This window comes from Olleya marilimosa CAM030, from assembly GCF_000518485.1.
GTDB lineage: Bacteria > Bacteroidota > Bacteroidia > Flavobacteriales > Flavobacteriaceae > Olleya > Olleya marilimosa.
On sequence record NZ_JADR01000012.1, the window covers coordinates 1 to 22,971 of the forward strand.

The window sequence follows — 22,971 nt, forward strand, 5'->3', positions numbered from 1 at the left end:
CGTTGTATACAATAGTCCAAAACTCATCGGATATTTTAAAGCGTGTAAAGGTAGCCATATAGGGTATTGCCAGATCCCAGCGTGTTTAAACAAAAAATAAATCGGAATTGACAATTGGAGATTTATCCAAGCACTAGATGCAGGCATCATAGAGAGTTACACTATCTGAATGTTGTCACATTAACGTGCTTGATAAAGTTCGTGAAAAATTTTGACAAAGTCAAGTGTTCAGGAACGGATTAGTTTAAACACGCTGGGATCCTTCCTATAAATAGGCGCTCCTTTATCTTCAATCCATAGTCGGTTGACTATAAATAAAAGACCGAAAAGCCTCTTTAAAATAGTGGTGTTTGATTTGCCAAGTTTCGGCTACTGGACTCAGTATATTAAATTTTTGATGGTTAAAATAAAAAAATTAATATACTGATATACAACAACGTGTAAATTTAAGTTTGTTAACCATGGCTGTTTACATTACATTTACCGTAAGGATTTAACAAACCTAAACTTACACCTAACGTTACCCACAAGCTGAAAACCAGCCGCATATTTTAGCACTTTCGGTTTTTCCCAACACATAAATCCAACGCTCTAAAAACCAAAAGAGCTAAAACTTTCCCAAAATTCGTAATTATGTATTTAAGTATTTGCTTATATACGTAATTAATTATATGTTTGTACGACAAAGCAAATAACTTTAATAAAAATATATACACAAATGAAATTAGAAATAACCTGTACAAGAGCGGAAGCCAACCATAAGCAGTTACAAAACTGTATGGAGGCATTGGATAATATGGAAGGGAGTTTTCAAAAAATGACAAAACTTTTATCAATTGCAGGAAGCGATGTAAGATTGAGAATTCTTTATTTATTGAATTTAGAAAATGAACTATGTCCTTGTGATTTAGCTGATATACTAAAAATGAGTGTTCCTGCGATCTCACAACATATACGTAAAATCAAAGATGCAGGAATAATCAATTCAAGACGAGATGGTCAAACACTTTATTATTCATTAAATAAAGATGAAACAGAGATATTTATTAGCATTTTTAAATCTATCGAATTAATTAGAAAAACAGCATAATTTATAAAGAAATGAAAACAGAAAAAACATCAAAAAATGCAGCATACACAGGTTTATTTGCTGCTGTAGCAGCATCATCTTGTTGCATACCACCTGTTATAGCATTAATAGCTGGCGTTGGAGGAAGTGCATCTGCACTATCTTGGATGGAACCTTTTAGACCCTATTTAATAGGTTTAGCTGTAATAGCTATTGGCTATGCTTGGTATGCTTACTTAAAACCCAAAAAAGCCGATGACTGTTGCGAAGTTGATGCAAAACCAAAATGGTATCAAACCAAAGGCTTTTTAATAGGCATTACATTGTTTGCAGCTATTTCAATTAGCTTTCCTTATTATTCTCATATATTTTATCCAGATAACAAAAAAGAGGTTATTGTCGTAAATCAATCAGACATTCAAACTGTAAATTTTGATGTAAAAGGTATGACTTGCGCTTCTTGTGAAGAACACGTTAAGCACGCTGTTAACGAATTAGAAGGTATTGTTAATGTAGCTGCTTCTTATGAGAAAGCTAATGCCGAAGTGGAGTTTGACAATACAAAAACATCTAAAGAAGATATAGAAAAAGCTATAAATTCAACGGGTTATAAAGTTATTAATAAATAAAAATAAATCTTATGAAAACAGCAAAGCAATATTTGGGCAAACAATTAAACACCATGTTATCTGAAATTCAACTTGATGATAATAATTTTATCGTGAATGTCCAAAGGGAATTACTTAAAGGCAATCCACTGCCAAAAACAACATTTTATGCACTTATCGATGCAACTAAAGAGAAAGCTGATTCACTGTTGGAATTATTAGGAGAGCTAAATGAAAATAACCAAATTACAGCCTTTTCTGGTTTGTCGATTACACCTACCAACCACAAGTTTATAGTGCAAGGCAAAACACTTTATACTTGGTGTGCATTAGACGCTATATTGTTTACCGAATGGCTGGATGTTTCGTCCCAAATTATATCTCAAGACCCAATTGACAATTCTATAATTGAGTTGAATATTGAATGCGATCATTTGATATCATCTAATCCATATCCAATATTTCTCTCTTTGATTGAAAAAATGGACTCTTGCAATATCAGAGGTTCCTTTTGCAATCACGTCTTTTTTTTTGCAAGCGAACAAACCGCAAAACAATGGCTTGACAGCAATGTAAATGGCAAGATATTAACCATGGAAGATTTATTTGAATCGAATAAAATTGGCTTAAAATGTTGTTAAAAATAATCACCTATATTTATTAAGCACCACATAAAAACAAATCATTTTTAATATGAAGAATTTATTTAAAAAGAAAAACGAGTTATCTCAAAAAACAGAAACTGTTTCATTACAGATAGAAGGAATGACCTGTAGTGGCTGTTCATTACATATCGAAAAGGATATCAATAAAAAAGATGGTATTCTAATCAGTTCTGTGAACCACGAAACTGGTAAAGGAGAATTTACTTTTGATACTGCCAAGTTGAATAAAGAGGAATTGATTAACGCTGTAAATAGCATTGGTAAGTATACGGTTGTTAAAGGCAATGAAAAAGAGGATTGTTGTGATTCAATTTCGGATAGCACGACAGATAAAGCGTCCAACAAAGGAAAAAATCAATTCGATTTAATCGTAATTGGAGGTGGTTCTGCTGCATTTTCAGCAGCCATAAAAGCCGAAAGTTTAGGGCTTACCACGCTTATGGTAAATGGTGGTTTAGATTTTGGTGGCACTTGTGTTAATGTAGGTTGTGTACCTTCTAAAAATCTAATTCGAGCTGCCGAAACAGCTTACCACGCTACACATTCTAATTTTGCAGGAATAAAACCAAAAGGCGTTGACATTGATTTCGCACAAGTTATCAAGGATAAAAAAGCTTTAGTTGCTGCATTACAACAACAAAAATATATGGATGTGGTCAGTGATTTTAAAGGCTTGACCATGCTCAAGGGATGGGCAGAGTTTGTGGATACTAAAACCATTCTTGTAGATGGAAAAGACAAGTTCACTGCAACCAATATTATAATAGCCACGGGAGCAACCACCAACATACCTAATATCGAAGGATTAAATGAAGTTGGGTATTTAACTAATGTGTCTTTGTTCGATTTAGAAGAAAAACCAGAAAGCCTAACCATTATGGGCGCAGGTTACATAGGGTTGGAAATAGCAATGGCCTATAATCGTTTAGGTGTAAAAGTGCGCATCATTGAATTTACAGATAGACCTTTACGAAGTCAAACCGAAGACATTACTGGTGTTTTAGTTGAACAAATGAAAAGTGAAGGCATTGAAATTCTTCCAAATTTTAGAGCCTTTAAATTTGAAAAAGAGGGCAACAATACTATTATTCATTGTAACTGTCCTGATGGTTCTACAACACAAATTGTTGAAAAAGGACATATTGTTGTCGCGACAGGAACCACGCCAAACACGTCTAAATTAGGTCTAAAAAAAATAGATCTAAAATTATCAGAAAGAGGGCATATTGTGGTTAATGAAAAAATGGAAACTAATATTTCCAATATTTATGCAGCTGGTGATGTCACTAATACACCGCCATTTGTGTATACAGCAGCAACCGAAGGCAGTACAGCCGTTAATAATGCATTTTCATTATCAAAACAAAGTGTAGATTATGCATCATTACCTTGGGTAGTATTTACAGACCCTCAAATTGCGGGAGCAGGTATGGATGAAATTGAAGCTGAATCAAGAGGCATTCCTTTTGAAGTATCAAAATTAGATCTAACACATGTACCAAGAGCTTTAGCTGCACAAGATACCAGAGGATTTATAAAGTTGATTCGTAATACGGAAACGGATAAATTAATTGGAGCAAGAGTAATAGCACCAGAAGGTGGTGAACTCATCCAACAATTAAGTATGGCTATTAAATTTGGAATTACAGTAAAAGATTTGGCTGAAAGTTTTTATCCATATTTGACACTTGGAGAAGGAATCAAATTAGCAGCAATTACTTTTGGAAAAGATGTTTCTAAATTGAGTTGTTGTGCAAGTTAATCCCTACTAAAAGCCATACACATTTGCAATTCGCTCAAAGCCACCACGCCATCAAAAATTGCAAAAGAGTATGTCTTGCCAACGCTCAATCCGAACATTTAAGAAAATATCGGAATTGAAAAGCAGAACGGAATAAAGCCAGTGGGTAACAACGTATATAAAAAATAGCAGTTAAGAGCTAAACTAAAAGTTTGGTTCTTTTCTGCTATCTTTGTTTTCAACTGAAAAATTGCACATACAAATCTGCTACTTTTCATATACAAGACCGTTATGTGCAAGCGAACCAAACCAATGAACATTTGAATAGAGAAGATCTTTTTGCAAGTATTTTGACACCAATATTGGAGTATTACTTCAATATTTCGAATATAGATAAAATAGAGAAAGGTTTAATAATTAAGGACAGGTTTAAAACTGTTCGAAATATGCAAATAATAGTTTATTCAAATGACCATAATCCACCACATTTTCACGTAAAATCAAAAAACGGAGAAATTAACGCGAAATTCAAAATTGAGAACTGCGAATATATAAGTGGTAAAATTGAAAATAAAGATGCCAAAAGAATAAAAGCTTTTTATAACGATGTAAAAACTCAGGTTGTAAAAGATAAATTAATGGCAATCTGGAATAAGAGAAATAATGAATAACAAATTTGATTTTATAGCGGAATTAGAATATCGGACTGCAAAAGAAGGCGGACGGAATACGCCTGCAAAATCTAAATATCGTCCACACTTGGAATTTGAATTTACTAAAATGTTGACATCTGGACATCAATTCTTTATCGGAACCGACATAGTAAACCCTGGAGAAACAGTTTTAGCTCAAATAGGAATGAATGGTACTTCTCATTGTGAAGGAAAATTAGAAGTAGGAACGAAATTTAAATTCTGTGAAGGAAGTGTAATAATCGGAATTGGAAAAATAACAGAAATACTAAATAAGTCGCTGGAAAAGAAAAAAGCCAGCACATAACACCGTATATAATTTATTGCTAGTTCTAGCCTACTTACGAAAATCCTCGCGGATTTTCTATTCGGTTTTTATTTGCTAAATTAGGTGCTTAAAACACGCAACAAACCATATACAATCACGTTGCCTACAATTGCAAAACGCAATTCAAAACGTGTAATACCGAATATAAAAACCACTGATATTAAGCTAGCTTTAATAGTTTTTAGCTAACGTAAAGTACACAGTTAACCAATCCAGAATTTTAGCCAGATAATGTAAAAAATACGATCTTCCGACATTCACTCAGACGCAATAGTTACGCAAACCGAATTAGCTTGTTGACCAATAAAAAAGTAAAAATTAAAAACTGTAGGCAACACCGCATATAAAAAATTGTTTAATTTAGTGTCTAGATAATGGAAGTTGTTTATTTACTTACTGCTGAAATTCCTTCGGAATTTCATTGCGCGCAAACACAACTTTCCATATGCAACACGTTGTACCACATATGAGAAAACGAAATCTGACATTAATAATTGGAATTTTATTTATGATTTTTCATTCTCAAATTTTTGCACAAGAAACAGAAATGGAAAAGAAAATAAGCGAATTGTTTTTTGGACTTAATTTAAACCAAAAACCTAGCGAAATAGTTAAAGAATCGGACTTTGAATTTGAATATGGTTGGACTAGTGTTATAGCAGATTTTAAGGATTACTCATATACAACGAAATTTAAAAAACATCCTACAATCAAATCGGAAATAAAAGAAGGCACATTCTCAATCGGATTTGGCTCTCACGACGAAAAATATGGGATTTTCGGACTTTCTTTGGTTATTAGGTTTACCAATGAATATGACCAAATCGATGAGTATGAAAAACTGAAAGCGGAATTTGAAAAATATAGCTCAAAAACAATAATTGAAACAACTCAAAATGAGGAATACGAAGTGAAATCTGAAGTTGTTGTTTATCAAAAAGAGAAAGACTCTGAAATTCCGAAAATCAGTTTTTATTTTGACCAATCTGACAAAAATGATTTTCCGATAGTAATAACATTTTCGACAAGTTGGAAAATGGAGGAATTAAAAAAGCTGATTGAAAAACAAAAAAAGACGGAATAAAAAATACGTGGTACAACAACGTGTATAGCTCATTGCGGCTGAATTCCTTAATCGGAATTCATTGCAATTTGCTATCTTTCGGTTACGGCGGAAAATCATAGCTGATTTTCCGCAACGAGCCATACACAAAACCGTTGCCTACAATTGCAACGCTCAATTAAAACGTTTAAAACCGAATATAAAAATCACTGATTTTAAGCTAACTTTATTAGTCTTTAGCTAACGTAAAGCGCACAGTAATCCTATTCAGAATTTTAGCCCGATTGTGGATCTAAAATACCGATTAAAAGCCTGATAGTTTTTCACGATTTTTTTTTAGAATTTTAAGTTATTAAAAACATAAAGCAAGTAGTAAAGAATTTTACTCAGACGCAATATTGACGCAAACCGAGTTAGCTTGTTGCTCAAAAAAAAGTAAAATTTAAAAACTGTAGGCAACACAGCATATAAAAAATTGTTTACTTTAGTGTCTTAACTATGGAAGTTGTTTATTTACTTACTGCTGAAATTCCTTCGGAATTTCATTGCTCGTAAACACAACTTTCCATATGCAAAACGTTGCCTACAATTGCAAAGCTCAATTCAAAACGTGTAATACCGAATATAAAAACCACTGATTTTAAGCTAACTTTATTAGTCTTTAGCTAACGTAAAGCACATAATTAACCAATTCAGAATTTTAGCCAGATTGTGAATCTAAAATACCGATTAAATGCCTGATAGTTTTTCGCGATTTTTTTTAGAATTTCAAGTTAGTCAAAACCAAAAAAGTACGTAATACAGAATTTCACTCAGACGTAACAACGACTCAAACCGAATTAGTTTGTTGCTCGAAAAAATAAAAATTAAAAACTGTAGGCAACACAGCATATAAAAAATTGTTTACTTTAGTGCTTAAGTTATGGAAGTTGCTTATTTACTTACTGCTGAAATTCCTTCGGAATTTCATTGCGCGCAAATCACAACTTTCCATATCCAATAACGTTGTAGCACATATCCAAAAAATGAAAATTCTGACCAAAAAAAACTTAATAGAGCGTTGGCAAACTGATGAAGGAAAAAACCTCTTAAAAGATATAATTCAGCATTTAAGAAAAGTAAAAACGCTCAAAGGTATAAACGGACTTGAAAAATTCGAAGGTAAATTCGACTTAAGAGGAGTTAGTTTTCCTAAAACTTATTCTGAATATCAGTATAAGGGAAAATTAATTACACAAGTTACTGGAAGCTTAAGTTTCAAGAATGTGAATATCGACAATGTTGATTTTACCTATGCAGACCTTCAACATACTAAATGGAAAAACTGTGCTTTTAGTAATACAAAGTTTTCTAAAACCCAATTGGAACAGATTTACATTATCAATTGTTCATTTGAAAATATATTATTCAATAATTCAAGACTTTCTTATTCCTATTTAAATATTCGTTCGGGTAAAAAATCTGGTCATTTTAAGAATGTTAGATTTGAAAAATCTCAATTAAATGAAACTAAATTTAGTTTCCCAAAATTCGACAATTGTTTATTTGACAACTGTAATTTATTTGCGGCTAACTTCGACGGGAGCAGATTTAAGGACTGTAAGTTTATTGGCAAGGTAAATAGTCCATGGTTTAAAAAACATTCTAATATGGAATATGAACCAAATTTGATATTCAACAGAATAAACAAAAAACAATTCATGAATGAAATGATAAATATCGACTTTAGTGAAGCAAATCTGGAATATGTCTCTTTCGATAAGAATTTGGATTTAAGCAAATGCAACTTCGCGCCAAATGTGAAATTTGAAAAATTAAAAACAATTGAAACAGAATTGTATGCCATGTCGGAATAAAATACGTGCTACAACACAGTGTATAATTAATGGCTAATTCTCGCCTACTTACGAAAATCCTTGCGGATTTTCTATTCCGTTTATATTTGCTAAATTAGGTGCTTAAACACGCCACTAATCATACACATCAACGTTACCACACATTTGAAATTAACCGCAGAAAATATAAAAGAAAATTACCTGATATTAATAATTAAGCTATTAATAGTGTGTTTATTTATATTTTTACTGACTCATGGAATATTAAAAATAATTGAACACTACAATGTCTCCATTGGTAATAGTGAAAACAAATTAACTGACTATTTTTATATTATTACAACTAACAGTTATTTAAGACCTTCTATAATACTATTAATTCCAATAGTCGGAATTTTTACTAATAAAAAAATTGGTTGGATTTTAATTCAATCTTATTTCTATTTTTTGATTACAAATTTAGTTTTTCCTGCAACCCAAATTGACTTAACTGACAATACTCTGATTCTGATAAATATTATAGGATTCTTACTCTTACTTCTGATTATCATACTTATGAATAAAAATAAAATTAGAAATCTGACTTATGGAATTAAAAAAAATGAATTAATTAGCAAGAATATTATTGCTTCTATTATTGGAATTTCAACAACCATAATTTTAGTTATGATTAAAAACAATTTGATTTGACAAAAAAAACGTGTGGTAACACCGTATATAAAAAATTGCTAGTTTTAGCTTAACCAATGTTAGTTGCTTTGTTTGCTGGCATCCGATTTTCCTTCGGAAAATCCTCGCACTCAAACACGCAACTTTCCATATACATAAACGTTGGCATTAATTTGAAAAATGGATAAAATATTAGATAGAGTAATTAAATTTTTTGAAAATAAATCTATCCATTTTGGTTTAAGGACTTCTCTATTTATCATTTCCATTTTTGTTTTGTTTGCTTCTGACTATTATTTTGACTTCACTTATGATATTCATCTGAATAATAAAATTGAAAAATTAAAATCAATAAATAGTCTTAAAAATATATATAAATCGGACTCTCTAAAATTGACTGAACTGACCGAATTAGAAAATCGGATTTATAAAAGAACTCACTATTCTGACCGATTACGGAATTTGGATTTAAACCAAATCAATATTTTTAAAAAATCGAACACAACAGAAATCAAGAGTCCTGTTATTAAAAACGATAACACTACTATAAAAAAACCCATTCCTTCTTTATTCTGGATGGTTTTAACATCAAATTATATTTTTATAATTATTGTAATTACTTTATTTGTTTTACCATTTACAGGTTCTGTTCATAGAGAAACCAAAAATTTTTTAGGCGCAATTGCTGCTATAATAATGTTCATTGTTATAATAGCTTTTGTTACTTGGATTTCCTATAAAATCAATTCGGTTTGGAGTAATCCGACTTGGACTTATATTGCAAATATTATAATACATCCTATATCACTAATTCTAATTGGAAAACTCGTAAACACTAAAAAGAAAAAAAACTAATGCCAACACCGTGTAAAAAACATTGCTTATTTTAGTTCAACCGTTTGGTCGTTGCTTTGTTTGCTAGCTTCTGATTTTCCTTCGGAAAATCCTCGCACTCAAACACGCAACGTTCCTTACACATAAACGTTGTGTGCAATTTGGCTACGTTACCAAGATTTGGTATATTTGAGTAAATTTTAGTCAAAATGGGAAAAAACACATCAATATCACTCGGAAATCATTTTGAGGATTTTATCAGAGAAGAAGTGAATTCTGGTAGATATGGTTCGGTCAGCGAAGTAATTCGTTCTGCATTACGTTTATTAGAACGTGAAGAAAAGAAAGAAAGAGAACTTATAAAAGCTCTCGAAGTTGGAGAAAATAGTGGATTTGTTGAAAACTTTGACCCAAAACAACACCTGAAAGAGTTACATCGTAAACACTTATGAGTAAACACAAATATCGCATAAGTCAACAAGCGATTGAGGATTTAGACAAAATTTGGCTCTATACTCTTAACAAATGGTCTAAAGAACAAGCGGATAGATATTTCAACTTAATAATAGCAGAAATTGAATTTATTGCAGACAACTATCTGATTGGAAAATCCGCAGAGCAAACGCGAAAAAATTATCGAGTAACGAAAATAAAATCGCATCTGATTTTTTACAGAAAAGTCGAAAATGAAATAGTCGAAATCGTTAGAATTTTACACCAGAGAATGGATATAAAGAAACGACTGAAATAAAAAAACTGCACACAACACCGTGTTATATTAATAACACCTTAAAAGTATTGCATTTATTGACTTTAAATAAATATTATCAAAATAGGTACAACATAGGTATAACATTTTTAACCACATTATTACGTGATCTATAAGCATAAAAAAACCGCTTCTAAATTAATAGAAACGGTTTTCAATATGTATTTAAACTTAAAGTTATTAAGCTGCCGTACCAGAGCCTAAATACACACTATTTGATACTTGTGTACCATCAGCCGAAACAAACGCCATAAATAGCTCTACTGTGTCTCCTGCATAGGTATTTGGTATTGTAACCACTTGCGAACCTACAGTTCTATCAGCACCATCAAGAATGTAAATTGATTCTTTTTTGCTTGGATTGTAAACCAACACCATCGCTTTGTCTGTTACATTTGCGTTACCTTCTGCCGAGTTATCATCCCAATCAAAACTTACTTGTCCTGCGGTTGTTAAATCGGTTGTAGGATTCAAAACTCCAGACAAAGGACCTCTACTCAATAAAGCTAAAGAATAATCAATCGTGAAGTTAGGTGCGATACCTCCTACTGCATTATTTAATACATAAGACATAGCAGCATTAAATTCCGTTTTCTTGGTTGCAAATGACTTATAACCGATTTTGATAAAATCTTTAGTCGCTTGCAAATACTCCAATGTAATGGTAAATTTATTACGCTGATTTACTTGTCCCTCTGTTCGAGGATTCGCCACGCTAGATGGCTTAATTCTAATGTAGTCGATACCTTTCCAGCTACCTCCAACAATGTTACCTACCTTTCCAGATAAGCCTCCTAAAATTCCTTGAGCTATTTTACCCATAATATAAAAACAATTTAAAAATTACACGTTCGGATTTGGTACGGACTTAATATTGCTTTTAAACCTTATTTTCGTTACTAATATAACTAATATTATGCCATTTTGTTACTGTTTTAGGCTTGTATGATGCCTTTGCGTTAGGCTTCTTTGCTTTGCATTACTTTGAAACAATTACGAATATATGCCACCTTTAAAACTGACATTTTATCAATGACATTTTGCAGTTCTTTTTCTTTTTTACTGATAACTTCTACAGCTTTTATGTGTTTTTGCATCTGATTGGTAATATTACCACTTGATTTTAAACCTTTTTTAAGCGTGTTTCTGCAATCATCTATGGTAATAAAAGGAATAACACTTCCTTTTAAATAATACCCATAAAAACCGCCTATTTGTAACATCATAGATAAGTGAAACAATGTGTTTTTTGTTTCTTCTGTTGAAGTGCTGACTACAAAACAATTTGGACAGGGATTTGTGAGTGGTTTTCCGCTGTTTAGACCTTTATTTAGGATAAAAAAATGAGGGCTCGAGTAAGTGCGACCAGATTTGTGTGTTTTTAGTTCAAAAGTTGACATAGCTATCCAATTTAAAATTGCTTCGCTACGCTTCGCACCATTATTTTTTTTGAAAAGAAAAAAAGATAGCTATAGTTATTGTGGCGTGGGTAAGGCTGTCAAGGTTTTTGGATAAAAGTTTTTTGAGTTAAAATGTTTAATGAAATAGCAGAAATATTGTAAAAAAAGTTTTATTCAAAACCCGTAGGGCTTGACCTTTACTGCCTTGTGCGGCTGGCAGAGGTAGCCACATATATTTGCTACCTTTTTTTATTTTAATACTAAAGCTGTTAATATTACTATAATTACAATCATAACAATTGTGAAGACCTTTGTAGAATAAGAATCATCGCCTTCAGGATTTTCGATTTTATTACCGTTATCATCTATATCGTGAGGAAAGAATAAATCAAATAAATCTTCAATCATTTTTTTCATACCCTAAATATAACTTTTCTGGGGAATTAACACTTAAAAAAATAGGTTTCAGTTCGTATTTGAGCGTTGGGTGAAGCGTTTGTATGGGTAGCGTTTTAAATAGTTGTTTGATAAAACAGCATTTAAATAAGCTACTTATACAGGACTTTTAGACAATAGCTTATTGCTTTTTTGAGGCACGATAAAAAGTAATGTGCTATGGCGTAGTACTACATATTCTAAACCTATTTTTTTATAACCGCTGACTTGGGTGGTGGGGAAAAGTGGACTTTAATATTTGTTAGCGAAATGAAACAAACAAAGACTTGAGGTAAGGAATACTTGGACTTAGTGATGGTTTTGTGCAGTTGAATTAGATAACGAATATTATTATCGATTAACGTAACCCTTTAAAGGTTCTACTGTTTAATGCTTGTTCAAAATGTGGTTAAAAGTTCGGATGTGAGCGTTGGATGAGCGGATATTTTACATAATAGCAGTTATAGCTACCAAAACATAAGAACACGCCGTAGGCTACCTTTGAAAAGGTTTTTGCTACTATAACTTCTATTATGTAACTTAGCTTTGGGTTGGTTTTTTGGCGTAATAGTTGTTTGAGCGTTGGCAATGGCTCTTTGCTTTTTTATTGTACCAATTTTTAAAAATAGATACATTTAAATAAAACAAGCAATGTGCCATTATAGCATTGGGTACAACTATTATGACATAAAACTAACTATGTGGTGGCGCGCGGAACAACCCAAAAGACAGAGGATTTTGAGGTACGAAAAAACTGGGTTTTGGGTTGTGGGGAATACTACTTTACAAGTAAGTTAGAATCAACTTTTATTTTTAGTGAATTATATTTTTTAGATGTATCAGAAAAATTATCTAAAAAAGTATATAATGTCGAAACTTCAAACGAATAATGACTAGAAGCCTTTAAACTTTTAGATTTTTTTGTATTTCTATTTTTTTTAATCATAAGATAAAATCGTCAAATAATTTAGATAAATATACTAAATTTTTTCTTAAATAAGTAGTTTTTGCTTTAGACTTATACACCCTTTCAATTGAATCTAAACTAATGATATACTTAATTTTATTACGATTAAATATTGGTGTAGCACAACAAAACTTTACATCACCTATGCGACTCAAGTGTTCATCAGTTAAAGAATATGAGTTATAATCATTTCTAATATTATAGTCGACAAAATACGATTTTTCAGAATACGCGCGCCCAACAACACCTTGAATATTATCTTTATGAATTACGAAGGGCAATTTACCTTTACCTTCAATTTTATCGGTTATATTATTAAAGTGCTTGTCTGTTAATCTTACTCTGCCATTAAAAATGTTTTTCTTAACCCTGAACACACGTATATTTAAATCCGATATATTTAAATCTAAATCTTTAGCTATTTGTTTTAGATTAATCAATACAATAACTTTTAATATTGTTTTTTGTTTTTTAAGTTTCTTTTCTGTTAAAAACAGTTTTATAGGAATTATAAGAGCACCTATTAATGTACCAACAAAAAAGAGCCAAAACTTTATAGCATCTTTGTTTTCAATTGTTACTAATATTTCATTGTCAATAAAATAATTTAGTACATAATCACTTTTGGATATATAAATTAATAAAGCAGGAATTAAACCTAATAGAATAAGTTTTAAAATAAATTTTAATATATCCTTCAAGATGTTAATGTGTTTTTGTTTTATGAAATATAACTAATCAATATCTAAAGTATCGTTATAAAGTAAAGTTAAGTCAGATGGTCTGATTCGAAACCCTGTGCCGTGATCGTGAGTCTTACCCTTGTTTTTACCGCTTTTGTAAGAACCTATACGAATATCTATCATCAACTTACCATCATCAATTAATTTGAGTAAGTTAGCTAAACTAGGATTTAGATAAATATCGGCTTGTGTATAATGAAATTCTTCTATACCATTTACTTTACGAGTTTCTGCATTAACATAAAATAGTGCCTGTAATTTTTTTTGCAATGCTTTTGATAAATCTTCATATGACCAATAAACCGAGTCGTCTGTTATTGCTCCTGTAACTAAATCTTTTACTTCTAAACGAACTACAGAATCAGCTTTGTCATTAACTATAATAAAACCTGTCCTTGACTTATAAGTATTAAACTTATTTGAAAAAATCGAGGTATGTAGTTTTTTTAAGCCGGGATATTCTTCATATTCTTCACCATACTTATCTCTTAAATAAGTATTAGCCTTATTAGGACCTGTTGGACTTTTGGTAAAAAGAGTTAAAAATGAACTAGTTAAAGCACGTTGACTTTTAACTTCAAAACCATCAAAATCAGGCAGTTTATCATTATTTTCAGTTACCCCTAAATAATCTTCAAATGTTTTACCAATGCCTGTATTATTTTTTCTTCTACTGGGAATAAACCCTAAATTCTTAATTCTATTGAATTCTTTTTCGATTTTAGTTTTATCTATCATAAGTCTTTATTCTTTCTATTAATAAATCAATAACTTCTCTTTTATTTTTACTAGCCTCAATTTCAGACATAAATAATCTTTCAAACGGGAAAGAGAAAAATTGTGTAGCTTTTTGAAGCTGTTCAATTGTATATTTGTGATTAAATTTTGTAGATTCAATATTACCAATCATACCATAACTAACACCAATTATATCTGCAAAACCTGCTTGAGATAAATCATTATCATTTCTTAATTCTCTTACAATATTAATTACGTTTAGTTGTATATCAGATTTCATTTTACCAACAATTTGTGAGCAAAAATATCTTTATTAAAAAAAATAAGCACCCACATATTGTGAGTAATCTGTATTTTACTATATTTGTCAAATGAAAAAAACAGAATACAAAAGGACATTTACCGAAGATTGGGATTTCAGAAGTAGTGATACTAAAGAATATACACATACTTATCATACTTATCCAGCTATGATGATACCTCAAATAGCTAGAAAATTAATTGAAGACTACAAACCTAAAGGTAAACTTGAATATATACTTGACCCGTATATGGGATCGGGGACAACTTTAGTTGAGGCGAAAATAAAAGGTATTGATTCGATTGGAACAGATTTAAACCCATTAGCTAGATTTATAGCTGCTGTCAAAACAACAAACTTTAATGAGAAATTAATTAAAGAATATTTATCAAAAACTATAAAAGCTATAGATGATTATAAATTCCCAAAAAAAATCGATTTAGAACATATTACAAACGTAGATTTTTGGTATAGCAAAGAAAATGCTGCAGAGCTGTATTATTTAACAAAAATAATAAATACTTACCCTGAAACGATTAGAGATTTTTTCTTATTAGCACTTTCAGAGTGTGTAAGAGAGGTTTCTTATACAAGAAACGGTGAATTTAAAAGATATAGAATAGCTAAAGAAAAGTTACACCTGCATAACCCGCAAACCTTCAAGTTATTTATTAATAAATTAGAGAGAAATATAAAGGGTTTAGAAGACTTTAACAAAATAAAGAATAGCAGCAAGACAGTTATAGCAGAATTTAATACTGTAAATGGAATACCTAAAGAATATATTAAAGAAGGTAGTATTGATTTAGTAGTAACTTCACCACCTTATGGTGACAGTAAAACAACAGTTGCTTATGGGCAATTTTCTAGATGGGCTAACGAGTGGTTTGAATTTGATAATGCTAAAAAAATAGATAGCCTCTTAATGGGTGGTACCAAAATAAATGATTTTACTTTAAAAACAGAGACAATAAAAGATGAGTTAAAAGAAATTAAAAAACTCGATATAAAAAGATATTATGAAGTGCTGTCTTTTTTAGATGATTATTATAAATCAATAGCCAATGTTTCTAAAGCAATACGAAAAGAAGGCAGAATATGCTATGTTGTTGGGAATAGAAATGTTAAAGGTGTTCAAATACCTTTAGATTTTTTCACTATTGAGTCGTTTGAAAGAAATGGTTTTAGACATATTGATACGTTTGTAAGAAGTATCCCAAATAAAAGAATGCCTAGTAAAACAAGTCCTAGTAATAAAAAAGGCGCAAATGTAACAACAATGGTAAATGAATTTATTATCATAATGGATAAGACATAAGGGAAGAAAGATTAGATAACCTCAAATCCCTCATCTTCCTCAATTTTCTTCTTTTGATGGATTGTAGTAATTGCCTTGAGATTCTCTTGCTAAAAATTTAGACTTACAAAGACTGGTTATGTAGCGTTCAGCTGTTTTTTGAGTAATATTTAATTTACTTGCGAAACTAATATAATCTTGTGTAGAGAAACGTAATGGCAAACTTTCTATAAATTGCTCTCTTTTGTTTTTGTAATTGATTGCTGTTTTATCTTCTGGTAAACTAGAATAAACCTTACTACTGTGTTTAATTAGTGCTTTTACCATTGTTAGCGTTGTTTGAAAATCTTCATCAGAACAATTTAAAGGATTTGAAACATCGCCTGTTTCTAATATTCGTAAAACTGTTAAAATCATACTAATTCTAAACGCTATAATACCCATTCTTTTAATTGATGAATTGTACTCTAATGGATTTACATTTAGATAGTATAAATTAATTTTTGAAAAAAATTGATTGAATACTTCTTGCTGTTCTTGAGTATATGAAAATTGAATTTCTGTATTTGTAATTAGTTGCCTGTATAACTCAAAAAATTCACTCCCTAAATTATCAAAATACTCATTTAAGCCTTTTTTAGTATCAATAGCAAATACATTTTTCCAATTAGTACTTGTCGGCATTTGATAAAACATAAAGCGACTGAATAAGCCATTTTCAGCATTTGGCATTAACGCCAAAACTTGTTTTGGTGTGCCTGTTAAAGCACAAGATAAACAAGGCTCTTCTATCTCTACATATTCTCTATCTGTTCTGCGAAAATATTTTATTGTTTCGTGATGAAACGCATTTCTAAAACCGTCGGAATAATCACCGTAATCTGTTTTAAAGTTTTTAGCTAATGTATCTGCTTCGGTTTCAAAAATTAGTCCTCTGCCTTTACTATCGTGTAATAATTGAAACATACCAGTTGAGCTATTATTTGCAGGGATAAACAACATTCTAATTGGTGGTTTTGGTGGTTTCTTTAGGTTTTCATCTTTTGCTTTGTTCTTATTGTATTGTGCTAATTCTGCATCATATTCGGCTTCCATTAGTTTTGCTTCTTCACGCATTGACTTATGAATTTTATATACCAAACGTTTACAAAATTTTAGTTTCCCTTTTCCTGAAGCTGCTGCCGCTGTTATAAATAAATATAAATTAGAATACACTTTATCGCCATCATAGATACCGTATATTTTAGGTAGACAAGCACTTATTGCTGTAATTGCACCCAATATCATTATATCTTTTTCTTGGTCTGTTTTAGTATATTTAACTACGTGTTGAAGGAACTGCGGAAGTTGAGGAATTAAGGAAGTTGAGAACGTTGGACTATCTGAATATTCATCATTTAATAACTCGTCTTTTATTGTTAGTATTTCTACTCCAATTGGTTCTTTGTATGGCTTAATATTGTTTTGATGTGCCATATAGTAAAATGTAGAAATATTTACGCCTGTACCTTTCGCTTTTAAACAATTGGTAAATTGTTTATCGCATTCTTGATAATTGTATTTAATGTAAAATCTACTAATTCTATGATAGTATTCTCTACCTGCTTCTCCATATTCTTCTGATAATGCAAAACCTAAATTACGCCACGTTTCATAATTACCTGTAATATCGGTTGCTGTTTTTTCTATTTCGGATATGTAAGCTTCAATATCATTAGTTACTTTATCGCTTTGTTTTATTGGTGGTGCTATTTCTTTTGGTTTTATGATTACTTCAAAAGTATCTGCATTAGCATTGATAAAACAATCTTCATCATAAGACACAAAACATAAACGACAAATATCACTTCCAGAGGTGTCAATATCAATATTTAATGCTTGTTCGTAATAGTCTACAACTTGTTTGTAGGCTTCTTTATGATGCTCTTTTGTTGTATTTACTTTTACAATAATTTTTAAGCCTTTACCACTAGGACTAATAAATGATGCATACGTATAAGGTGCTAAACGTGTGGTATTTTTTATTAATTGTAAATGTGAAGTTTCTAATTTATCTATATCTAAAATTACATATTTACTATACGTATTTACCTTATCAATACTTCTACCATTATTGAAAGTACCTGATACTGTAAAAGCAATTAATTGCTTTTTAAGTTGGTCTGCTTCCTTTGTGCTATCATTAGATAATAAGTTTCTTATAACGCTTATTTCAGGCTTAAAAGCACCTAATTTAATATCATTTAGGATTTTTTCTAAAGGTTTATCCTCAACCTTGTTTACGAAGTCTTTAAAGACAGATACGACAGCTTGCATAACTTTAAGATTTACGGATTAGTAATTGCGTTTTTTACTTGAAAAAGCTTGTTTATAGTTTTTATCCAAAAGCTTCTGTACATCGCTCATTCTATAATAGATTTTTGAACCTATTTGAGAAAATGAAACAATACCTTCATCTCTCCAAGTTTGAGCTGTTCTTTTACTAATATTCATTAGCTGTAAAAATTCTTGATTGTCGAGAAATGTGTCGTCAGGTGACTTCTGTTTTTCTTCTAGTTTTTTGTTTAGAATATCTAAACGATTTACTAATTCTTTGTACTGTTGTGTGGATAAAATAATTGCTTCCATTACGATATATGATTTAAAATTATACCGCAAGAATGCAATAGTGATAGGGTGCTAAAAGCACACCCTTATAAAACCCTTATAATTGAAGTATTTTAGTGAAAAGGGTTCTTTTTTATGTAGGAAAGAGCGTCTTTTTTATAATCTTCTGAAGTATTAGACGCATCAAGTTCTGACTTTAATTCTAGTTGTATTTCATTAGCTACTATATTGCATAGTGTTGCCAAACCAATATTTGGAATTATTTTTGACTCCTTTAAAGCTTCAATAACGCCACGTAATGCACCTTTTTTTCTGTCTGTCAATGTTGATTTACCGTTAATTGTAATGCTTAAATCTTCTAAAATCTGCAAAACATATTTACGGTTTTTCCCCTCTTTAATAATTGAGTTAAAATCTTGTTTTAACTTTTTGACACTTTCAGGTAATGTTGCTATATCTTCTTTGATTTCATTTATAAATTCTTTCTCATTTTTTAACCAATATTTAATTGTCTTAATATATTCCTTCTCGTTTTTAGTCGGTTTTGATAATAAAGCAGATTGATTAACTGAATGGGATTTCTTTTTTAAATCAAAAAAATATTTAGTCTTATCAGATATATATTCGTTTTCAAGAAGTGTAGTTGTATCAATACTTAAAAGTATATGATTTGTAATATTAGATAAGTATTTTAATAATTGAGATTGAGAGAGTAATTCAACTTTTGCTGTACCCAAATAAGGATTCGTTTTCGGCTTTCCTGCTAATATTGGTAAGGTTCTAGAAAAGTGATTTTTTAAATTTGAAAAGAGTGCTAATTCAAAAGGAAAGAATTTATACCATTTATCGTAAGTACTTAATAAAAGATTGAGGTCTTTTTTCTCTTTACCTTTAGGTTTGAAATAGTTTTCAATATTTTGAAGTATTACATCTTGACGCTCTTTATACCTCCTATTAACACCTTCTAATTTATGATTCTTTTGCATTCTTACTACATAGTCCATAAACCAACTTAAAGCTGGTGGTTCTCCACATTTCTCGGGCGTTTGCCCAAAACTTGTTATAGCATATTCTATGTAATTATTAATTTCTTCTTCCCAGTTATCTTGATCTAAATTATTTAATATATGATGATGAGTATATAATACCTTATCTGCTACAAATTTTGCCAAGTCTTTAAAATCATCTTTTTTAAATAAACTATGCTTTTGTAGATTTTTATGTCTTTCGCAGCAATTAGGAAAGTCTTTGAAATAGTCTCCAACTTCTTTTAATATCTTTTGATGTGTATTTTTGCAACCTACACAATTATTTAGATTATGCTCTTCATTTGGAAAGTACTGAATTGAAAAAGGTTTTTCATATGCAGAACCTTTTAGGTATATCATTTCCGAACCACAAACATCATACTTTTGCACTCCTGTTATTAAAAAATGTGGATTTCTACCCATAACAAACTAATTTATAAATTTATCTACTGCATTATCCAACTCACTACTAATAATTTTTGCATACACTTGTGTAATACCAATATCTGAATGGTCCATAAGTTTAGAAACGTGCTCTATACGCATACCATTATTTAATGCCCTGGTAGCAAATGTATGTCTGCTAATGTGAAAACTTAAATTAAAAGGTAGTTCTAAACGTTTGCCCATTTTTCTTAAATACATATTGCTTAATGCTATTGCTCTACCGGTTATTAAATTTCTATGCTCTTTATCTGTAAAATAGGTTTTATCAATATTTGCAAAAGGGAAAATTATATCTTCTTGCTTCTGGTCTTTTTGCTGATACCTCTCTAATATCTCAACTGCTTTTTGACCTATTCTAACGCTGTGCTGTCTGTTTGTTTTTCTGATTATCTTTGTTATTCTTCCGTTTTTCTTATCGTAATTCTTCCATTTTAGCTCTAGCATATCTCCAAATCTTAAACCACCTGCAAAGACTGAAAATATAAACATATCTTTTATAATCTGTGCTTTGTCTTTATTTGAAACTTCTAAATCCATAAAGTCCTGAAACTGTTCAGCAGATAAATAGCGTTTTGTACTCTTATCTTTTTTTACTGTGAACTTATTAAAGGGAAATAAATCTAAAGGAATTAAATCTTCTTTTTGTGCTTCCTTAAACATTATCTTCATAATCTTTAAAGAGAAATTAATCGTTGTGTTATTATTGCCTAATGTGGAACTGCAATAGGATGCAAAATCTTTTAAGGTGGTAACTGTAATATCTTCAAACATTAATTCTCTATGCCCTACAAACTTTTCAAATTTCTTTAAATAGGTTTTATAATTCTTATACGTTGAATATGCTAAAGTATCTTTTCGCTTTTCGCAAAGATTATCAGAGTAGTCAAAAAAGTTCGTTAAGGGTTTACCCTTAATGGCCTCTTTTAATTTTCTTGCAGTTGTAGATTGGTTTCTTCTTTCAAGGTCTGCAATCTCGCCTTTTGCATCTGCAACCTTTTGAGATATGTAAGCATTCAGCCTTGTAGAATTACTATGATTCTTCTTTACTTTTTGCTTATCTTCATCCCATTCATTTGGCTTTAATTTTAGGCTTAACGAAATGAATTTAGTTTTACGGTCTTTGATAACTCTTAAATAAAGAGGTGCTTCTCCTGCTTTATCTACTTTGTTATTTCTTAAAATTAGTTTTATTGAAGACATAAAGTACTGGTTTTAAAGGGATGAAATGCGGTGCAACCGAGTACTAAGGTACAACAATAGGTACAACAAAACAAGCATTTTAGCGCATTTTGTTGCTTTACTTTACTTTATTAAAAACCTGTAAAGTACTGTATATAAAGGGTTTTATTGAATATTGAAGTAATTAAGTGCAGTATCTATATAACACCGTGTATAAAAAATTGCTATTTTTAGCTTAACCAATGTTAGTTGCTTTGCTTGCTAGCTTCTGATTTTCCTTCGGAAAATCCTCGCACACAAGCACGCAACTTTCCATACACATAAACGTTACCTGCAAGTGCAAAAAAATGAACTTAAACGAAGAAATAAGAAATAGATTATCAAAATTCACAGAATTCGGTTATGAAAAACAATCGAATGGAACAGAATTATTTGGAAAAGCTCCACACATTGCTCCCTTAGCTTGGTTACATAATATGTATGCTGGTTTGACGGAAGATGAGATTAGTAAACTTGAAGAAGAATTAGAGACAGAAATCCCAAAAGGATATAAAGAATTTTTAAAGGTTTCTAATGGATTACATATATTTAATACCACATTTTGTCTTGACGGATTAAGAGTTTCTTATAATAGAAAAAATGCTATAACAAATCGTTTACCTTTTTGTTTACTCACTACGAATATTTATGAAAGACCCCGAAATGCGAAAAAGGAACACTTCTTTATTGGAGGTTATGATTCGGGTGATGGTTCTCATTTATATATTGATAAAAATGATAATAAAGTTTATAGATGTAAAACCAATAATGTCAAACCGTTGAATGAATGGAATAATCTGAATGAGATGATTTTAGATGAAATCGACAGATTAATTGAAATACATAATGAAAACGGAATGTTAAAAGCAAAAATTAAGGTGACAACACCAAAAAGTGAATCATCATCGGAAAAGAAAAGTTTTTGGGAAAAATTAAAAGGAAAGTTTAATTAATAAAAACCTGCAGGTAACACCGTGTATAATTCATTGCTAGTACTCGCCTACTTACGAAAATCCTCGCGGATTTTCTATTCGGTTTGTATTTGCTAAATTAGTTGCTAAAACACGCAACGAAATCATACACAAAACCGTTGCCTACAATTGCAAAACTCAATTCAAAACGTGTAAAACCGAATATAAAAACCACTGATTTTAAGCTAGCTATAATTGTCTTTAGCTAACGTAAAGCACACAGTTAACCAATTCAGAATTTTAGCCAAATTGTGGATCTAAAATACCGATTAAAAGCCTGATAGTTTTTCGCGATTTTTTTTAGAATCTTAAGTTATTAAAAGCCAAAAAGCACGTAATACAGAATTTCACTCTGACGTAACAACGACTTAAACCGAATTAGCTTGTTACTCAAAAAAAATAAAATTTAAAAACTGTAGGCAACACAGCATATAAAAAATTGTTTACTTTAGTGTCTTAATTATGGAAGTTGTTTATTTACTTACTGCTGAAATTCCTTCGGAATTTCATTGCGCGCAAATCACAACTTTCCATATGCAAAACGTT

General features: G+C 30.7%; 25 protein-coding genes. 15 read left to right on the forward strand and 10 right to left on the reverse strand.

Annotated elements, in window-relative coordinates:
* The first annotated feature begins 718 nt into the window (after positions 1–718).
* The 12 genes from M890_RS0113325 (at position 719) to M890_RS0113380 (ending at position 10,255) form a co-directional block, all read left to right on the forward strand.
* Positions 719–1,090, forward strand: coding sequence for an ArsR/SmtB family transcription factor (locus M890_RS0113325; protein WP_009780794.1), 372 nt, complete (start codon positions 719–721; stop codon positions 1,088–1,090).
* Positions 1,091–1,101: 11 nt separating this feature from the next.
* On the forward strand, positions 1,102–1,698 hold the full coding sequence (merTP, locus tag M890_RS0113330; protein WP_009780795.1) for a mercuric transport protein MerTP: 597 nt from the start codon (positions 1,102–1,104) through the stop codon (positions 1,696–1,698).
* Positions 1,699–1,709: 11 nt separating this feature from the next.
* Positions 1,710–2,318, forward strand: coding sequence for an organomercurial lyase (gene merB, locus M890_RS0113335; RefSeq protein WP_026775753.1), 609 nt, complete (start codon positions 1,710–1,712; stop codon positions 2,316–2,318).
* 52 nt (positions 2,319–2,370) lie between these two features.
* Positions 2,371–4,104 (forward strand): mercury(II) reductase, encoded by a 1,734-nt coding sequence (merA, locus tag M890_RS0113340; protein WP_051437537.1) that lies wholly within the window; start codon positions 2,371–2,373, stop codon positions 4,102–4,104.
* A 299-nt stretch (positions 4,105–4,403) separates the two neighbouring features.
* Complete coding sequence (locus M890_RS16180; RefSeq protein ID WP_157243291.1) at positions 4,404–4,754, forward strand: DUF4160 domain-containing protein; 351 nt, start codon at positions 4,404–4,406, stop codon at positions 4,752–4,754.
* The gene (locus M890_RS16185) at positions 4,747–5,082 is read left to right on the forward strand and encodes a hypothetical protein (RefSeq protein ID WP_051437538.1); all 336 of its coding nucleotides are present in this window, start codon (positions 4,747–4,749) and stop codon (positions 5,080–5,082) included. Before M890_RS16180 ends, M890_RS16185 begins: the two co-directional genes overlap by 8 nt.
* 466 nt (positions 5,083–5,548) lie before the next feature.
* The gene (locus tag M890_RS0113355; protein ID WP_028284015.1) at positions 5,549–6,187 is read left to right on the forward strand and encodes a hypothetical protein; all 639 of its coding nucleotides are present in this window, start codon (positions 5,549–5,551) and stop codon (positions 6,185–6,187) included.
* Positions 6,188–7,191: 1,004 nt separating this feature from the next.
* Entirely contained in the window at positions 7,192–8,022 is an 831-nt protein-coding gene (locus M890_RS0113360; protein WP_028284016.1) for a pentapeptide repeat-containing protein, read from the forward strand.
* Between the two features lie 144 nt (positions 8,023–8,166).
* Positions 8,167–8,691, forward strand: a complete 525-nt coding sequence (locus M890_RS0113365) for a hypothetical protein (protein ID WP_028284017.1) — start codon at positions 8,167–8,169, stop codon at positions 8,689–8,691.
* 159 nt (positions 8,692–8,850) lie between these two features.
* Positions 8,851–9,525: a hypothetical protein gene (locus M890_RS0113370; RefSeq protein ID WP_028284018.1), complete on the forward strand. Its 675-nt coding sequence runs from the start codon at positions 8,851–8,853 to the stop codon at positions 9,523–9,525.
* Between the two features lie 188 nt (positions 9,526–9,713).
* Positions 9,714–9,956, forward strand: coding sequence for a type II toxin-antitoxin system ParD family antitoxin (locus M890_RS0113375; protein ID WP_028284019.1), 243 nt, complete (start codon positions 9,714–9,716; stop codon positions 9,954–9,956).
* Complete coding sequence (locus tag M890_RS0113380; protein ID WP_028284020.1) at positions 9,953–10,255, forward strand: type II toxin-antitoxin system RelE/ParE family toxin; 303 nt, start codon at positions 9,953–9,955, stop codon at positions 10,253–10,255. The genes M890_RS0113375 and M890_RS0113380 overlap by 4 nt, the downstream gene beginning before the upstream one ends.
* Before the next feature lie 198 nt (positions 10,256–10,453).
* Here M890_RS0113380 and M890_RS0113385 read toward each other — a convergent pair whose 3' ends face one another.
* From M890_RS0113385 to M890_RS16770, 3 genes are all read right to left on the reverse strand, one after another.
* The gene (locus tag M890_RS0113385; RefSeq protein WP_028284021.1) at positions 10,454–11,095 is read right to left on the reverse strand and encodes a DUF6266 family protein; all 642 of its coding nucleotides are present in this window, start codon (positions 11,093–11,095) and stop codon (positions 10,454–10,456) included.
* Between the two features lie 137 nt (positions 11,096–11,232).
* On the reverse strand, positions 11,233–11,673 hold the full coding sequence (locus M890_RS0113390) for a DUF6943 family protein (RefSeq protein ID WP_028284022.1): 441 nt from the start codon (positions 11,671–11,673) through the stop codon (positions 11,233–11,235).
* Between the two features lie 249 nt (positions 11,674–11,922).
* Positions 11,923–12,081 (reverse strand): hypothetical protein, encoded by a 159-nt coding sequence (locus M890_RS16770; protein WP_157243292.1) that lies wholly within the window; start codon positions 12,079–12,081, stop codon positions 11,923–11,925.
* A gap of 731 nt (positions 12,082–12,812) precedes the next feature.
* Here M890_RS16770 and M890_RS16775 point away from each other — a divergent pair.
* A complete protein-coding gene (locus tag M890_RS16775) occupies positions 12,813–12,998 on the forward strand; it encodes a hypothetical protein (RefSeq protein ID WP_157243293.1) in 186 nt (61 codons plus the stop codon).
* Positions 12,999–13,050: 52 nt separating this feature from the next.
* Here M890_RS16775 and M890_RS0113410 read toward each other — a convergent pair whose 3' ends face one another.
* From M890_RS0113410 to M890_RS0113420, 3 genes are read right to left on the reverse strand one after another with little or no spacing between them, the layout of a single operon-like run.
* Positions 13,051–13,776, reverse strand: coding sequence for a hypothetical protein (locus tag M890_RS0113410; RefSeq protein ID WP_028284023.1), 726 nt, complete (start codon positions 13,774–13,776; stop codon positions 13,051–13,053).
* A gap of 33 nt (positions 13,777–13,809) precedes the next feature.
* Entirely contained in the window at positions 13,810–14,556 is a 747-nt protein-coding gene (locus M890_RS0113415; protein ID WP_028284024.1) for an MvaI/BcnI restriction endonuclease family protein, read from the reverse strand.
* Positions 14,546–14,836, reverse strand: a complete 291-nt coding sequence (locus M890_RS0113420) for a helix-turn-helix transcriptional regulator (protein WP_028284025.1) — start codon at positions 14,834–14,836, stop codon at positions 14,546–14,548. The genes M890_RS0113415 and M890_RS0113420 overlap by 11 nt, the downstream gene beginning before the upstream one ends.
* A gap of 91 nt (positions 14,837–14,927) precedes the next feature.
* On the opposite strand from M890_RS0113420, the gene M890_RS0113425 reads away from it, so the two are divergent.
* Positions 14,928–16,175, forward strand: a complete 1,248-nt coding sequence (locus M890_RS0113425) for a DNA methyltransferase (protein ID WP_028284026.1) — start codon at positions 14,928–14,930, stop codon at positions 16,173–16,175.
* A gap of 39 nt (positions 16,176–16,214) precedes the next feature.
* Here the strand turns inward: M890_RS0113425 and M890_RS0113430 are convergent, their stop codons facing one another.
* The 4 genes from M890_RS0113430 to M890_RS0113445 form a co-directional block, all read right to left on the reverse strand.
* On the reverse strand, positions 16,215–18,470 hold the full coding sequence (locus M890_RS0113430; protein WP_028284027.1) for a DUF3987 domain-containing protein: 2,256 nt from the start codon (positions 18,468–18,470) through the stop codon (positions 16,215–16,217).
* Between the two features lie 18 nt (positions 18,471–18,488).
* The gene (locus tag M890_RS0113435; RefSeq protein ID WP_028284028.1) at positions 18,489–18,782 is read right to left on the reverse strand and encodes a helix-turn-helix domain-containing protein; all 294 of its coding nucleotides are present in this window, start codon (positions 18,780–18,782) and stop codon (positions 18,489–18,491) included.
* A 92-nt stretch (positions 18,783–18,874) separates the two neighbouring features.
* Positions 18,875–20,212: a hypothetical protein gene (locus M890_RS0113440; protein WP_028284029.1), complete on the reverse strand. Its 1,338-nt coding sequence runs from the start codon at positions 20,210–20,212 to the stop codon at positions 18,875–18,877.
* Between the two features lie 6 nt (positions 20,213–20,218).
* A complete protein-coding gene (locus tag M890_RS0113445) occupies positions 20,219–21,436 on the reverse strand; it encodes a site-specific integrase (RefSeq protein WP_028284030.1) in 1,218 nt (405 codons plus the stop codon).
* A gap of 326 nt (positions 21,437–21,762) precedes the next feature.
* On the opposite strand from M890_RS0113445, the gene M890_RS16190 reads away from it, so the two are divergent.
* Positions 21,763–22,407: an SMI1/KNR4 family protein gene (locus M890_RS16190; protein WP_051437539.1), complete on the forward strand. Its 645-nt coding sequence runs from the start codon at positions 21,763–21,765 to the stop codon at positions 22,405–22,407.
* Positions 22,408–22,971 lie beyond the last annotated feature (564 nt).

Bases quoted from the DNA above. Each gene is read 5' to 3' on its own strand.
- M890_RS0113430 (WP_028284027.1), bottom strand. From the start codon at position 18,470: ATGCAAGCTGTCGTATCTGTCTTTAAAGACTTCGTAAACAAGGTTGAG.
- M890_RS0113420 (WP_028284025.1), bottom strand. From the start codon at position 14,836: ATGAAATCTGATATACAACTAAACGTAATTAATATTGTAAGAGAATTA.
- M890_RS0113440 (WP_028284029.1), bottom strand. From the start codon at position 20,212: ATGGGTAGAAATCCACATTTTTTAATAACAGGAGTGCAAAAGTATGAT.
- M890_RS0113360 (WP_028284016.1), top strand. From the start codon at position 7,192: ATGAAAATTCTGACCAAAAAAAACTTAATAGAGCGTTGGCAAACTGAT.
- merB (WP_026775753.1), top strand. From the start codon at position 1,710: ATGAAAACAGCAAAGCAATATTTGGGCAAACAATTAAACACCATGTTA.
- M890_RS0113375 (WP_028284019.1), top strand. From the start codon at position 9,714: ATGGGAAAAAACACATCAATATCACTCGGAAATCATTTTGAGGATTTT.
- M890_RS16185 (WP_051437538.1), top strand. From the start codon at position 4,747: ATGAATAACAAATTTGATTTTATAGCGGAATTAGAATATCGGACTGCA.
- M890_RS0113355 (WP_028284015.1), top strand. From the start codon at position 5,549: ATGCAACACGTTGTACCACATATGAGAAAACGAAATCTGACATTAATA.
- M890_RS0113445 (WP_028284030.1), bottom strand. From the start codon at position 21,436: ATGTCTTCAATAAAACTAATTTTAAGAAATAACAAAGTAGATAAAGCA.
- M890_RS16190 (WP_051437539.1), top strand. From the start codon at position 21,763: ATGAACTTAAACGAAGAAATAAGAAATAGATTATCAAAATTCACAGAA.
- M890_RS0113380 (WP_028284020.1), top strand. From the start codon at position 9,953: ATGAGTAAACACAAATATCGCATAAGTCAACAAGCGATTGAGGATTTA.
- M890_RS0113390 (WP_028284022.1), bottom strand. From the start codon at position 11,673: ATGTCAACTTTTGAACTAAAAACACACAAATCTGGTCGCACTTACTCG.
- M890_RS0113415 (WP_028284024.1), bottom strand. From the start codon at position 14,556: ATGATAGATAAAACTAAAATCGAAAAAGAATTCAATAGAATTAAGAAT.
- merA (WP_051437537.1), top strand. From the start codon at position 2,371: ATGAAGAATTTATTTAAAAAGAAAAACGAGTTATCTCAAAAAACAGAA.
- M890_RS0113425 (WP_028284026.1), top strand. From the start codon at position 14,928: ATGAAAAAAACAGAATACAAAAGGACATTTACCGAAGATTGGGATTTC.
- M890_RS0113325 (WP_009780794.1), top strand. From the start codon at position 719: ATGAAATTAGAAATAACCTGTACAAGAGCGGAAGCCAACCATAAGCAG.
- M890_RS16770 (WP_157243292.1), bottom strand. From the start codon at position 12,081: ATGATTGAAGATTTATTTGATTTATTCTTTCCTCACGATATAGATGAT.
- M890_RS0113435 (WP_028284028.1), bottom strand. From the start codon at position 18,782: ATGGAAGCAATTATTTTATCCACACAACAGTACAAAGAATTAGTAAAT.
- M890_RS0113370 (WP_028284018.1), top strand. From the start codon at position 8,851: ATGGATAAAATATTAGATAGAGTAATTAAATTTTTTGAAAATAAATCT.
- M890_RS0113385 (WP_028284021.1), bottom strand. From the start codon at position 11,095: ATGGGTAAAATAGCTCAAGGAATTTTAGGAGGCTTATCTGGAAAGGTA.
- merTP (WP_009780795.1), top strand. From the start codon at position 1,102: ATGAAAACAGAAAAAACATCAAAAAATGCAGCATACACAGGTTTATTT.